Origin of the sequence: Streptomyces sp. NBC_01214, assembly GCF_026340975.1 — a bacterium.
Lineage (GTDB): Bacteria > Actinomycetota > Actinomycetes > Streptomycetales > Streptomycetaceae > Streptomyces.
In genome coordinates this window covers 2,617,449-2,630,348 of the sequence record NZ_JAPEOS010000001.1, presented here as the reverse complement: position 1 = coordinate 2,630,348, position 12,900 = coordinate 2,617,449, and the positions used below count along the sequence as shown (strand labels likewise).

The 12,900-nt window shown below is 72.9% G+C and carries 14 protein-coding genes; 6 read left to right on the top strand and 8 right to left on the bottom strand.

Going from position 1 to position 12,900, the window contains the following annotated elements:
* Positions 1-292 precede the first annotated feature (292 nt).
* Complete coding sequence (locus tag OG594_RS12600; protein WP_266598192.1) at positions 293-1,402, top strand: hypothetical protein; 1,110 nt, start codon at positions 293-295, stop codon at positions 1,400-1,402.
* 242 nt (positions 1,403-1,644) lie between these two features.
* Entirely contained in the window at positions 1,645-2,724 is a 1,080-nt protein-coding gene (locus OG594_RS12595; protein ID WP_266598190.1) for a phosphatase PAP2 family protein, read from the top strand.
* 287 nt (positions 2,725-3,011) lie between these two features.
* On the opposite strand, the gene OG594_RS12590 is transcribed toward OG594_RS12595, so the two are convergent.
* The 3 genes from OG594_RS12590 to OG594_RS12580 all read right to left on the bottom strand — a co-directional run bounded on the left by OG594_RS12590 (position 3,012) and on the right by OG594_RS12580 (position 5,411).
* Complete coding sequence (locus tag OG594_RS12590) at positions 3,012-3,992, bottom strand: YafY family protein (RefSeq protein WP_266598189.1); 981 nt, start codon at positions 3,990-3,992, stop codon at positions 3,012-3,014.
* A gap of 38 nt (positions 3,993-4,030) precedes the next feature.
* Entirely contained in the window at positions 4,031-4,579 is a 549-nt protein-coding gene (locus OG594_RS12585) for a hypothetical protein (RefSeq protein ID WP_266598187.1), read from the bottom strand.
* A gap of 97 nt (positions 4,580-4,676) precedes the next feature.
* Positions 4,677-5,411 carry a transglycosylase family protein gene (locus OG594_RS12580; protein ID WP_323185205.1) on the bottom strand — a complete coding sequence of 245 codons (735 nt, stop codon included), beginning with the start codon at positions 5,409-5,411 and terminating at the stop codon, positions 4,677-4,679.
* A 296-nt stretch (positions 5,412-5,707) separates the two neighbouring features.
* On the opposite strand from OG594_RS12580, the gene OG594_RS12575 reads away from it, so the two are divergent.
* Together OG594_RS12575 and OG594_RS12570 are read left to right on the top strand one after the other, a co-directional pair.
* Positions 5,708-6,517 carry a hypothetical protein gene (locus tag OG594_RS12575; RefSeq protein WP_266598185.1) on the top strand — a complete coding sequence of 270 codons (810 nt, stop codon included), beginning with the start codon at positions 5,708-5,710 and terminating at the stop codon, positions 6,515-6,517.
* A gap of 209 nt (positions 6,518-6,726) precedes the next feature.
* The gene (locus OG594_RS12570; RefSeq protein ID WP_323185204.1) at positions 6,727-7,089 is read left to right on the top strand and encodes a hypothetical protein; all 363 of its coding nucleotides are present in this window, start codon (positions 6,727-6,729) and stop codon (positions 7,087-7,089) included.
* A gap of 33 nt (positions 7,090-7,122) precedes the next feature.
* Here the strand turns inward: OG594_RS12570 and der are convergent, their stop codons facing one another.
* The 5 genes from der to OG594_RS12545 form a co-directional block, all read right to left on the bottom strand.
* On the bottom strand, positions 7,123-8,586 hold the full coding sequence (gene der / locus OG594_RS12565) for a ribosome biogenesis GTPase Der (protein ID WP_266598181.1): 1,464 nt from the start codon (positions 8,584-8,586) through the stop codon (positions 7,123-7,125).
* Between the two features lie 76 nt (positions 8,587-8,662).
* Positions 8,663-9,310, bottom strand: coding sequence for a 1-acyl-sn-glycerol-3-phosphate acyltransferase (locus tag OG594_RS12560; RefSeq protein ID WP_266598179.1), 648 nt, complete (start codon positions 9,308-9,310; stop codon positions 8,663-8,665).
* Positions 9,307-10,014, bottom strand: coding sequence for a (d)CMP kinase (gene cmk / locus OG594_RS12555; protein ID WP_266598177.1), 708 nt, complete (start codon positions 10,012-10,014; stop codon positions 9,307-9,309). The genes OG594_RS12560 and cmk overlap by 4 nt, the downstream gene beginning before the upstream one ends.
* Before the next feature lie 156 nt (positions 10,015-10,170).
* Positions 10,171-11,259, bottom strand: coding sequence for a prephenate dehydrogenase (locus tag OG594_RS12550; protein ID WP_266598175.1), 1,089 nt, complete (start codon positions 11,257-11,259; stop codon positions 10,171-10,173).
* A 243-nt stretch (positions 11,260-11,502) separates the two neighbouring features.
* Entirely contained in the window at positions 11,503-11,712 is a 210-nt protein-coding gene (locus OG594_RS12545; RefSeq protein WP_266598173.1) for a YidB family protein, read from the bottom strand.
* Between the two features lie 265 nt (positions 11,713-11,977).
* On the opposite strand from OG594_RS12545, the gene OG594_RS12540 reads away from it, so the two are divergent.
* Positions 11,978-12,319: a DUF952 domain-containing protein gene (locus tag OG594_RS12540; RefSeq protein ID WP_266598171.1), complete on the top strand. Its 342-nt coding sequence runs from the start codon at positions 11,978-11,980 to the stop codon at positions 12,317-12,319.
* 80 nt (positions 12,320-12,399) lie between these two features.
* Positions 12,400-12,888, top strand: a complete 489-nt coding sequence (locus tag OG594_RS12535; RefSeq protein ID WP_266598169.1) for a Rieske (2Fe-2S) protein — start codon at positions 12,400-12,402, stop codon at positions 12,886-12,888.
* The last annotated feature ends 12 nt before the right edge of the window (positions 12,889-12,900 follow it).

Genomic DNA, 12,900 nt, shown 5'->3' with positions numbered 1-12,900 from the left:
CGGCGGACCAGCGTCTTGTGGAGCCACGGGGGGTGGTGCGCTGTGCGGCGTCCAACGGGGTCCGGCATCGACACGCGAGTGAACGGTCAGCGTACGCGAGTTCGTCTGGCCCACACGTGGTCAAGCTCTCATCCCGGCGACGGCCCCCGTGTGGCGTATGCCACTCCCCTCGCCGTCATCCTTCCCCCGTGTACACGCGCGCTCACGGCCCGTGGTTTCTCCGCCACCGTGCTTCCCGCCCCGGCTCCGGCCCTCGAGGGGCGTACGGCCGCCGCCACCGATAATCATGCCTGTGGAAGATCTTGGATTTCGCCGGGCCGCGCCCGCGCTGGCCGCCTTCGCGGCGGTGCGGCTGCTGGGGCTGACCGTGCTCGCGGTGTGGGGCGCGGCGGTCGGCAGCAGCCCGCACACGCTGCTGTCGGCCCGCTGGGACTCGCTCTGGTACGCCCGCATCGCCGCGGAGGGGTACGGGTACGAGGTGCTCCTCCCGAACGGGGACGTCCACTCGAACCTGGCGTTCTTCCCGCTGCTGCCGTGGCTGGAACGGCTGGTGTCCGCCGCGACCGGGCTCTCGTACGGCTCTTCGGGTCTGGTGGTGTCGGTGGTCGCGGGGCTCGCCGCGGCCTGGGGGATCTTCGCGGTGGCCGATCTGGTCCACGGCCGCCGGGCCGGGGTGTTCGCGGTCGCGGTCTGGGCGGCGCTGCCGGTCGGGATCGTGCAGTCCATGGCGTACAGCGAGTCGCTGTTCACGGCCCTGGCCGCCTGGGCGCTCTACGGGGCCCTGCGCGGACGGTGGCTGACGGCGGGGCTGCTCGCGGCCGGCGCCGGACTGACCCGCCCGGTCGGGGCGGCGGTGGTCGCGGCGGTGTGGGTGGCCGCCGCGATGGCCTGGCGGCGCGGGGAGCGGTCCTGGCGGACGGTCGCGGGGGCGGTGCTGGCTCCGGCGGGCGCGGCGGCGTACGTGCTGTGGGTCGGCGCCCGCACCGGGGGCGGCCTGCTGGGCTACCTGGACGTGCAGGGCGGCTGGGGCAACGGCTTCGACGGCGGCTGGGCGTTCGCGAGGTTCATCGGGGCGAAGCTGGCCTCGTCCGCGTTCCTCGCCGGGGTGGGTCTGATCGCGGGGGTCGTGCTGGTGCTCTGGCTGTACGGGAAGTGCGTCCGGCAGCGGCAGCCGGTGCCGCTGCTCGTGTACTGCGGGATCGTCGTGGCGCTGGCGCTGTGCGCGTCCGGGTACTTCGGCTCCAAGCCGCGGCTGTTGCTGCCGGCCTTCCCGTTGATGCTGCCGCCGGCGGTGGCGCTGGCGCGGTGGCGGACCGGGCGGGCGGCCGCGGCGGTGGGCGCGCTGGCGCTGGCCTCGGCGGTCTACGGGGCGTTCTGGCTGAACGGCTCGGGTCCTCCATAGGACCCCCACATCACGGAATGGGTCATTCCGGTCCATCTTTCAGCAAAAGAAATGGCCCACACGGCAATAAAGTCCGGATAAGTGACCGTAACAATTCACCGAGGTAGTGGATCAAGAGGCGGCCAACCGCTGTCGAAATAGCGGGAATTAAGTCTCGCGTGAGACCAACTCCACATCACATGGTCATCACAAACCCCGCGATTCGCCCGGGCCGACCAGCGGCGGGCGGTAACGTCGATTGAGTGCGTACCGACCAAATCCTGACCCGTCTGGAGCGGGTGTTCGCCCGGCTGGACCGGGAACCAGAGCGACCGGCTCATCTGCAAACCCCGCAGATGAGCCGGCACCGCGTCGTACTCCTGGGATCGACCCTCGCCTTCTATCTCGCAATCGTGGTCGCGGTACTGACCACTTCCTGGCTGGTCCGCCTGGACTGGCAGATCATGTTCTTCCGGCCCTACGAGCAGTGGCCGCAGCTGCACGCCTTCCTCGACTACCTGGTCGTCCTGGGCCAGCGCGGACCCACCGCGGTCATGGTCGCCGCCTGGCTCGGCTGGCGCTCCTGGCGGCAGCACACCCTCCGCCCGCTGATCACCCTCGGCGTGGCACTGCTGCTGCTCAACATCACCGTCGGGTCCGTCAAGCTCGGCCTCGGCCGGCTCGGTCCGCACTACGCCACGGAGATCGGATCCGCCGAACTCTTCGCCGGGGGCGATATATTCCCTTCCGGTCACACCGCCAACGCCGTGGTGACCTGGGGGATCCTGGCGTACCTGGCCTCCACCGGGGTCACCCGTCGGGTGTTGTCCGTGGTGTCCGCGGTCGTCTCGCTGAGCGTCGGCGCCACCACCGTGTACCTCGGCACTCACTGGGTCAGCGACGTCCTGCTCGGATGGTCCGCGGGCCTGCTGATCCTGCTGGCCCTCCCCTGGTTCGAGCCGCTCATCGCCCGGACCGAGGCCTACGTCTTCGACGTGCGCGAGCTGCTGCGCCGCCGCGCCGAGACCGGACGGATGCCCGCGCCGGTCGTCTCCGTGCTCACCCCGCTGCTCTCGGCGGGCGGCAAGTGGCAGTTGCGGAGCCCCGCCGAGGCCGCCACCGCCGAGGAGCCGGTTCCGCAGCCCGTCACGACCACCGCGGCCGCGGCGACCACCGCCACGGCGCACTCCCCCACCGCCCGGCCCGCCGTGCACCCGGCCGGCCGCCCGCACGTGATCCGCTCCGAGCGGACCCCGGTCACGCCGAACGGCAGCCGCCGCCCGGCGCACACCGAACGGGCCGCAGCCCGGGGGGCCGCGGCCCGTCCGGTCGCGGGCGGCTGACCGTCCCGCCGCGGGGGCGGTACGCACCACCTCTCCCCGCGACGCACGAAGGCGGGCCGGGTCCTCGGACCCGGCCCGCCTTCGCCGTTCGTCAGCGCCACGCCCGGACGTTCGTCCGTCCCGGGTCACGCTTGTGTCACAGAATATCAACAGCCGCAAATTGTTTACCGGTCCGCGACACGCCCGGGGTTCAGACGGTTTGGAATTTGCGCGGAACACGGCCGAATTCCTGTCCGGGATTGCCATGATCCGCTTGGACCAGACCAGTTGAATCCCCCTCAGCTCCCCTACATTCCCTTCACTTCTCCGGCCTCCACGGCCCTACCCAAGAGATCCCGCGCGGCCCTGATCCGATCCGTCAGCTCCGGCGGCTCGACCACTTCGAACTCACAACCGAGCAGCATCACGTGAATCACCAGAACGTCCAGGTTCACCGCCCCGGTGCGCAGCAGACAGCTCTGCCCGTCGACCGGTTCCAGGACCCCGTCGCTCGGCCCGACGATCCGTGCCGCGTCCTGCGCCGAAACCTTCAGCCGCACCACCGCGCGGGCCGCGTACACCCGCTGCGACACGCCCTCGGAGACGTACGCGGCGAGGTCCTCGGCGGGTGCCGGCCGCGGGGTGAACCGCGGTCCGTGCGGAGGCCTGGGCTCGATCCGGTCCGCGCGGAAGGTCCGCCACGCCTCCCGGTCCAGGTCCCAGGCGACCAGGTACCAGCGCCGCTCGGTGCACACCAGCCGGTGCGGTTCGACGGTGCGGCGGCTGACGTTCCCCTCGTGGTCGCGGTACCCGAAGCGCAGCCGCTCGCCGTCCCGGCAGACCGAGGCCAGCTCGGTCAGCACCGAGGGGTCCACGGTGGACCGCTGGGCGCCGCGCATCATGGGCACGGTGAACTCGTTGAGCGCGGACACCCTGCGGCGCAGCCGAGACGGCAGCACCTGCTCCAGCTTCGCGAGGGCGCGTACGGAGGCCTCCCCGATGCCCTCGACCCCGTTCCCGGCGGCGGTCCGCAGGCCCACGGCGACGGCCACGGCCTCCTCGTCGTCCAACAGCAGCGGCGGCAGCTCGGCCCCCGCGCCCAACTGGTAGCCGCCGCCGGTCCCGGGAGTGGCGTTCACCGGATACCCGAGCTCCCGCAACCGGTCCACGTCGCGCCGGACCGTCCGCGCGGTGACCCCGAGGCGGTCCGCGAGATCGGCCCCGGTCCATTCGCGGTGGGCCTGCAGCAGGGACAGCAGGCGCAGCAGTCGTGCGGAGGTATCGAGCATCCCCAGAGTCTGCCAGCGCTCCGCGACCGGGCCGGACCTCAGCAGAGCAGCGGCGGCGCCTCGGCGCCGCTGAGCTCGACGAGCGCGCAGAGGGTCTTCAGGGAGACCTTCCAGACCCCGTCCTCGAACACCACGGTCCCCTTGCTGTCGGGCAGGACCGTCTCGTCGCCGACCTTCAGGTCGTAGGTCACCTCGGCCCCGGTGGGCGAGGTGAAGGTGACGTCGGTGACCTTGACGGAGGTCTTGGCCGCTTCGGCACCGGCCGAGAAGCCGTCCAGCAGCACCTTGAGCAGGTCGCCGTGCTGTAGCAGCTCGGCCTTCTCGTCGGTCGGGGTCTTCGGGTCGAAGAACGCGGTCCAGTTCTTCTCGATCTGCGCCTTGGCCGCCTCGGGGTCCGCGGGCCCGTCAACGGCCGGCAGGAGCAGGACCGCGGCGAACGGTGGGCCCGGGACCCCCGCCGCCCCTGCGGGCGAGGACCATCCCACGGCCGCCGGTAGGGCCAGCAGGACCGCGGCCGCCGTGCACGCCGCGGCACGTGCGGGTGCGGGTGCGCGCGGGTGGGCGCGGGGGCGTCTGCTCAGGACCATCTGGCTCACCACCGGTGTCCGAGCCGTTCGGCTCGTCGTTTCCAGGGTCAGCGCCCTCAGGGCATCGCGCAACGCGCGGGCGGCCCGGACGCCCCGGTCAGGGGCGCCGGGCCGGTGGCGGGGCGGCCGGAGCGGTGACCGGCCCCGGAGCGGTGACCGGCCCCGACACGGGCTCGGGCACGGGCACGGGCGCCGGTACCGGCACGGGCGGGACCGGTGGCGGGGCGGCGGGCTCGGCCGCGGGGACGACCAGCAGCATGCCCGCCACGAGGGCCTGCGGCTCCGGCCCGATCCGCTCCCGGTTCGCCTCGTACACGGCCCGCCACCCGCCCCGGACCCGGTGCTTGCGGGCGATCGACACCAGCGTGTCGCCCTCGCGCACCGCGTGCATCCGCCCGGCCAGCCCGTACCGCTTGGAGCACACCGGCCACGCGTTCCAGCCCTGCGAGCCGAGGACCTCCTCCGCGACCCGGATCTGCTGCACGCGGCTGGCCAGATCGGCCCGTTGCGCGAACGCCAGCCCGCCGTACGCCTCCCACGTCGGCTGCCGGAACTGCAGCCCGCCGTAGAAGCCGTTGCCGGTGTTCACCGCCCAACGCCCGCCGCTCTCGCAGTCGGCCACGCAGTCCCAGGGCCACTCCCCGCCCGGTCCGCAGTCCCCCGGCCCGTCCCCGATCACGCCGGGCGAGCCGGGGTGCGCCGCCCCGGCCGGCCCGGGCGCCGGTGGCGGCGGAGCCGCGGCCGCGGCCGCGCGGGGCAGTACGAGCGCCAGCACGGCGGCGAGCGCGACGGCGCCGCCGGCGGCGGTCCGACAGGTCCGGTGAGGGGGCATCGGGTCACGCTATGCAGCCGCCCGCGGCCCCCTTCGGCCCGCCGCGCGGCAGGTCACCGCACCCCACCCGGTCGGCCGACCGCCACCACCGCCCCAAACGGCCACACCTGGGCACCAACTGAGCACAACCAAAGAACAGTTGAAATGAAAGCGAAGCAAAGGTCGGACGGTTCACCCTTCCGGGGGCCAGGTTCGAATCCGTTCCCTCAAATGGCGTGACCCCGGCCGCCGCTCGGCCGTTGAGCCCGGCGAGCCGGGAGCCTCCCGGACCCGCACCTATGCCGAGGAGCCACCCCGTGCCGCGCATGCTCGACGTCAGTGATGAGGTACGTGCCGAGATCGGTGACGAAGAAGCCGACAGGCTGCTCGTCGGCGAAGACGCGCCGCGCAGTTACGACTGCACCTCCTGCCGCACCCCCGGCGACCCCGAGAACGACCGCACCAGCACGGTGCTGTTCGTCGGCGAGGAGACCGCCGTCCTCGCCTTCGCCCACGCCACCTGCATCCCCTCGCAGGTGGTCTCGGTCTCCGAGGAGCAGCTCCAGGGCGCCGTCCGCAGCATCACCGGCGACAGCCCGGCCTCCGCCGGCGGCCCCGGCGCCGCCCCGCAGAACGTGCCCGGCGGCCAGGCCGTCCTCGGCATCACCAGTGGCCTGATCCTCATCGCCGGGGAGCTGCACCCCGCCCTGGTCGTCGAGCCGACCGCGCCGATCGCCCGCCCCGGCAGCGACGGCCCCGGCGACGACTTCCTGCCGCTCCTGATCGAGCAGGGGTTCATCCCGGTCACCGACACCTCCGAGGTCCCCACCCTCCTCGGCGGCTGGTCGGTCCTGCTCGCCGCGGGCCAGCTGCACGCCGTCCTGCAGCCGGGCAACGACGGCGCCGGCCAGGTCGCCTGGTGGCAGGCGCACCAGGCGCTGTCGGTCACCGACGGCTGGCGGGCCGCCGTCAACAAGACCCAGCGCGTGCTCATCTACGCCGCCCCGGTCGGCTCGATCGGCCAGCAGCCCCGTGAGGACCTGCTGCGCGACGCGCTGGACAAGGCCGCCGCCGCGGGCAAGCTCGTGGCCGCCGCGATGCCGCTGGCGGGTACGCCCGGCGCCTGATCCCGCCGGTACGAGAACGGCCGCCCGGCCCCCCTGCCGTGGGGGCCGGGCGGCGTGCGCCGGGGGTGTGCGGTCCGTCCCGCACACCCCCGGCGATCTGTGTTTCCTCCCCTGTCACCCCGCATCCGCAACGCGCCGGTTTCGTTGGCTGATACGTGCATGCATACGACTCCTCCCGCGCCCCGTCCTATCCGAGCACCGTCCCCGCGATGCGTCCCGCACGGGACCGGGACACCCCTCCGGCCGTCTCGCACACCCCGATCTACGACACGCTGTATTCGGAGTACCTGCGCGCCTTCCGGGCGCTGCCGGGCGACCGTACGGGCGAGGAGGACCACGGGTTCACGGCCTTCGCCTACGGGGGCTCGTACACGAGCGGCACCTCGTACGGCAGCGGTTGGAACGGCTCCGCGTGGCAGCGCGTCGACGGCTGGCAGCCCTCGTACACCCCGCAGCCGCTGCCGGCGTACTCGTACGCGGGCAGCCCCGGATACGCCGACGGGCGGCAGCACCATACCGGGATGGCACACATCCCGGCGGCCCTGCCGCCCGCTCCGCGCCGGGGCTACTGACCCCGCTGAGTCCGCCGGAGTCCCCGCCCGGTCCTACTTCTTCTTCTTGTACTGGGCGCCGCGCTTCTCGCGCACCCGCACCGAGATGTGGATCGGGGTGCCTTCGAAGCCGAACTCCTCGCGCAGGCGGCGCTCGATGAAGCGCCGGTAGCCGTGCTCCAGGAAGCCGGAGGCGAAGAGGACGAACCGCGGCGGCTTGCTGCCCGCCTGGGTACCGAACAGGATGCGGGGCTGCTTGCCGCCGCGGATCGGGTGCGGGTGGGCGGCGACGACCTCACCGAGGAAGGCGTTCAGCCGGCCGGTGGGGACGCGCGTCTCCCAGCCCGCCAGCGCCGTCTCGATCGCCGGGACCAGCTTCTCCATGTGGCGGCCGGTGAGCGCCGAGACGTTCACCCGGGGCGCCCAGGCGACCTGCTGCATCTCGGTCTCGATCTCGCGCTCGAGGTAGTAGCGGCGCTCCTCGTCGAGCTCGTCCCACTTGTTGTACGCGATCACGATCGCGCGGCCCGCCTCGACGGCCATCGTGATGATGCGCTGGTCCTGGACGCTGATGGTCTCGGTGGTGTCGATCAGGATCACCGCGACCTCCGCCTTCTCGACGGCGGCGGCCGTGCGCAGGGAGGCGTAGTAGTCGGCACCCTGCTGCAGGTGGACCTTCTTGCGGATACCGGCGGTGTCGACGAACTTCCAGGTGATGCCACCGAGTTCGATCAGCTCGTCGACCGGGTCGCGGGTGGTGCCGGCCAGCTCGTTGACGACGACGCGGTCCTCCTTCGCCACCTTGTTGAGCAGCGAGGACTTGCCGACGTTCGGGCGACCGATCAGCGCGATGCGGCGCGGGCCGCCGGGGGCGGCGCCGCCGAAGGTCTGCTCGGGGGCCTCGGGCAGGGCCTCCAGGACGGCGTCGAGCATGTCACCGGTGCCGCGGCCGTGCAGCGAGGAGACCGGGTGCGGCATGCCGAGGCCGAGCGACCACAGGGAGGCCGCGTCGGACTCGCCGCTCTGGCCGTCGACCTTGTTGGCGCAGAGCACGACGGGCTTGCCCGCCTTGCGCAGCAGCCGGACGACGGCCTCGTCGGTGTCGGTGGCGCCGACCTTGGCGTCGACGACGAAGACGACCGCGTCGGCGGCCTCGATGGCGTACTCGGCCTGGGCGGCGACGGAGGCGTCGATGCCGAGGACGTCCTGCTCCCAGCCGCCGGTGTCGACGACCTTGAAGCGGCGGCCGGCCCATTCGGCCTCGTACGTGACGCGGTCGCGGGTGACGCCGGGCTTGTCCTCGACGACCGCCTCGCGGCGGCCGATGATCCGGTTCACCAGGGTCGACTTGCCGACGTTCGGGCGGCCGACGACGGCGAGGACGGGGAGCGGGCCGTGACCGGCCTCCTCGATCGCGCCTTCGACCTCTTCGAGGTCGAAGCCCTCTTCCGCGGCGAGCTCCATGAACTCCGCGTACTCGGCATCGCCAAGTGCTCCGTGGTCGTGCTGGTCGTTCATGAAGTCCGTTCCTCGTCGTTCGTGGTGATCGGTGGTACCCGCGCAGCGCGGTTCCACTACTGGTTTCAAGTCTCGCTCAGCGCCCGGTGAGGCGCTTGGCGTCGGCCAGGTGGGCGGTCAGCCGGTCCTGGATGCGTACGGTGGCCTCGTCCAGCGCGGTACGGGTACGGCGGCCACTGCCGTCACCCGCGTCGAAGGCCGAGCCGAAGACGACGTCGACCCGGCTCCCCAGGGCCGGCAGGCCCTTGACGACCCGCCCCGGGGTGTCTCCGCTGCCCAGGACGGCCACGGGGACGATGGGGGCGCCGCTGCGGACCGCGAAGTACGCGAGGCCCGCGCGCAGCGAGGCGAAGTCGCCCTCGCCCCGGGTGCCCTCGGGAAATATCCCCAGGGCCCCTCCATTGTCGAGCACGCCGAAAGCGCGGCCTATCGCCGTCCGGTCGGGGCCGCCGCGGTCGACCTTGACCTGCCCGATCCCTTCGAGGAAGGGGCCGAGCGGGCCCACGTACGCTTCCTTCTTGATCAGGAAGTGCAGCGGTCTGGGCGCGGTGCCCATGACCATGGGGCCGTCGATGTTGTGCGAGTGGTTCACGGCGAGGATGACGGGGCCCGAGGCGGGCACCTTCCAGGCCCCCAGTACGCGCGGCTTCCAGAGCCCGTACATGAGCCCGATGCCGATGCGCCTGCCGACCGCCGCACCCTTGAGGGAGGGCGCTTGGCTCACTTGCGGCCCGCCCGCTTCTCTTCCACCAGCGTCACGACGCACTCGATCACCTGGTCGAGCGTGAGTTCGGTGGTGTCCACCTCGACGGCGTCGTCGGCCTTGGCCAGCGGGGAGGTCTTGCGACCGGAGTCGGCCGCGTCGCGCTTGATCAGCGCTTCCTTGGTGGCCGCGAGGTCGGTGGCCTCCTTGCCGCGGAGCTCGCCGCTGCGCCGGGCGGCGCGCGCCTCGGCGGAAGCGGTCAGGAAGATCTTCAGGTCGGCGTCGGGCAGGACGGTGGTGCCGATGTCCCGGCCCTCGACGACGATCCCGTCGGCCTCCTGGGCCGCCTCGGCGGCGATGGAGCGCTGCAGGTCGGTGATCAGGGTGCGCACCTCGGGGACGGCGCTGACGGCGCTGACCTTCGAGGTGACCTCCTGGGTCCGGATGGGACCGGCTGCGTCGAGGCCGTCCACCGTGATGGTGGGGGCGGCCGGGTCGGTGCCGGACACGATGGTGGGCTTGCCGGCGGCGATCGCGATGGCCTGCGGGTCGTCGGTGTCGACGCCGTTGGTGATCATCCACCAGGTGATGGCCCGGTACTGGGCGCCGGTGTCCAGGTAGCGCAGCCCGAGCTTGGCGGCCACGGCCTTGGAGGTGCTGGACTTGCCCGTGCCGGAGGGACCGTCGATGGCGACGATCACGGCGGACGGAGCTGCGGTTTCCACGGTGCGGGCACCTTCCTGGTTGCGCGTACGTGTCCGGGCGCGGCAAAGCGCCCCTGCCCAAGGTTACCGGCCCCGGGCGGCCCCCGTCCCCGCCGTATCGTCCGGGGGCCGGCGGGCCCCGTGGGGCACGCCCCCGCCCGCCGCCCGGCCGCCCCGCTACTGCTGCCGCAGCGCCCAGCCCCGCTCGCGCAGCTCGGCGGTCAGGCCGGCCACCGCCCGCGGCTCCACCATGAGCTGGACGAGGCCGGCCTGCTGACCCGTCGCGTGCTCGATCCGTACGTCCTCGATGTTGACCCCGGCCCGCCCGGCGTCGGCGAAGATCCGTGCCAGCTCGCCGGGCTGGTCGCTGATGAGCACGGCCACCGTCTCGTAGACCGTGGGCGCCGCGCCGTGCTTGCCCGGCACCCGGACCCGGCCCGCGTTCCCGCGGCGCAGCACGTCCTCGATGCCCGCGGCGCCGCCGCGCCGCTTCTCCACGTCGGCGGACTGCAGGCCCCGCAGTGCCTCCACGGTCTCCTCCAGGTCGGCGGCGATCCCGGCGAGGACGTCGGCCACCGGTCCCGGGTTGGCCGACAGGATCTCCACCCACATCCGCGGGTCGGAGGCCGCGATCCGGGTCACGTCGCGGATGCCCTGCCCGCACAGCCGGACTGCGGTCTCGTCGGCCTCCTCCAGCCGGGCCGCGACCATGCTGGAGACCAGCTGGGGGGTGTGCGAGACGAGCGCCACCGCGCGGTCGTGGGCGTCGGCGTCCATCACCACCGGTACGGCCCGGGACAGGGCCACCAGCTCCAGCGCGAGGTTGAGCACCTCGTGGTCGGTGTCCCGGGTGGGGGTCAGCACCCACGGGCGGCCCTCGAAGAGGTCCGCGGTGGCGGCGAGCGGCCCCGACTGCTCCTTGCCGGCCATCGGGTGCGTCCCGATGTACGCGGTGACGTCCACGCCGAGCGCGGCCAGCTCCCGCCGCGGTCCGCCCTTGACGCTGGCCACGTCCACGTAGGCGCGCGCGACCCCGCGCCCGATCAGGTCGGCCAGGGTCGCGGCCACGTGGGCCGGCGGTACGGCGACGATCGCGAGGTCGACCTGCTCCTTCGGGGCCTCGTCGGTGCCGGCCCCGAGGGCGGCCGCCGTACGGGCCCGGTCCGGGTCGTGGTCGGCGAGGTGGACGGTGATCCCCCGGGCGGACAGGGCGAGCGCCGCGGAGGTGCCGATCAGTCCGGTTCCGATGACGACGGCGGTTCTCACGAGGTACTCCCGGGGGACGAAAAGACGAGCTGACGGACTGTCCGGCCAGGGTATCCAGCACCTGCGGTACGAGGGCCCGACCGCCCATCCCGTGGGACGGCGGCCGGGCCCTCGTACGGCGCTCGCGGTGGGTCAGAATTTCTGCGCCCGGATGATCTCCTCCAGCGAACCGGTCGGAAGCTGTCCTTCCGGGCTCAGCTTGTCGACGGCCGTCGGCAGCGCCTGCGCGATCTGGTCGGCGGCCTACTGCGGGCTGACGCCGGCCTGCGCGGCCGCCTTCTGGAGGGCCTCGTCGGGCAGCGCCTCGGCGATCTGGGCGCCGCTGACCGACTGGTTGTCGCCGGTGCCGATCCAGGACTGGGCCTGGTCGGCGAGGCCCGACTTGGTCAGCATGTCCAGCAGTCCGCCGAGCGGGTTGCTCCCGCCGGCCTGGGAACCGCCGGCCCCGCCCATGAGGGCGCCGAGCAGCGCACCGAGGACGTTGCGGGGGCGCCGCCGGCGCCCCCGCCGGCGCTCCCGCCTTGACCGCCGCTCCCGCCCAGGAGACCGCCGAGAAGGGAGCCGAGGTCGTTACCCGCCATCGTCATGCCTTTCGCAGAGGGACCGGGGCGCGCGGACAGCGGCGCACCCGGCTTCGAGACACGGACAATGTCACCGATGGCGGACCATGCCGCCACCTGGCGCACACGTCCGCGCCCCCTGCGGTAGAACCATCCGCATGATCTTCCACATCGTCCCGCTCGCCGACTGGGCCGCCTCCCCCGAGCTCCCGTACGCCCCGCCCTCGCTGGAGGCCGAGGGGTTCGTCCACTGTTCCGCGGACCGCCCCACGGCACTCGCGATCGTCGACGCGCACTACCGGTCGGTACCCGGGATCCTGCTCGCGGTGGAGCTCGACGAGGGCGTGCTGACCGCCGAGGTCCGCCGGGAGAGTGATTCCGGCGGCCGATACCCGCATGTTCACGGCCCGCTGAACCGGGAAGCCGTGATCCACGTGTGGGAGGTCGTACGCACACCCGGCAGCCCTGCCTCACTGGCCCCATGGGAACCGGGCCGATGAACCGGCGCGGCAGGCTTCACCCGAGGCCCGCCGCAGGCCAGGATGCTGACGCCATCCGGCCACGAAGCGAGGAGAGACTCATGAGCGACCTCACGCACACCGCCCGGCGCACGGTACTGACGATCGGCGCGGCCGCCCTGGCCGGCGGCGCGATCACCGCCTGTGGCAGCAGCGGCGGTGAAAAGGCCTCCCCGGGGGAACCGAACGAGGTGCCCGCCCAGCCCGCGGAGCCCGCCGCCCCGGCTCCCGCCACCTCGGCGGACACGGGCGCCGCGGCCGACAAGGCCCTCACCAAGAAGGCGGACATTCCGGTGGGCGGCGGCAAGGTCTTCAAGGAGGAGAAGGTCGTGGTCACCCAGCCCAAGGCCGGCACCTTCAAATGCTTCACGGCGGTCTGCCCCCACCAGGGCTGCCTGGTCAACAAGGTGGCGGACGGCAGCATCGACTGCCCGTGCCACAACAGCAAGTTCGCGGTCGCCGACGGCGCGGTGACCAAGGGCCCGGCCACCAAGGGGCTGGCGGAGAAGAAGATCAAGGTCGCGGCGGACGGCAATATCTCGCTCGCATAGCGGCAGGTCAGA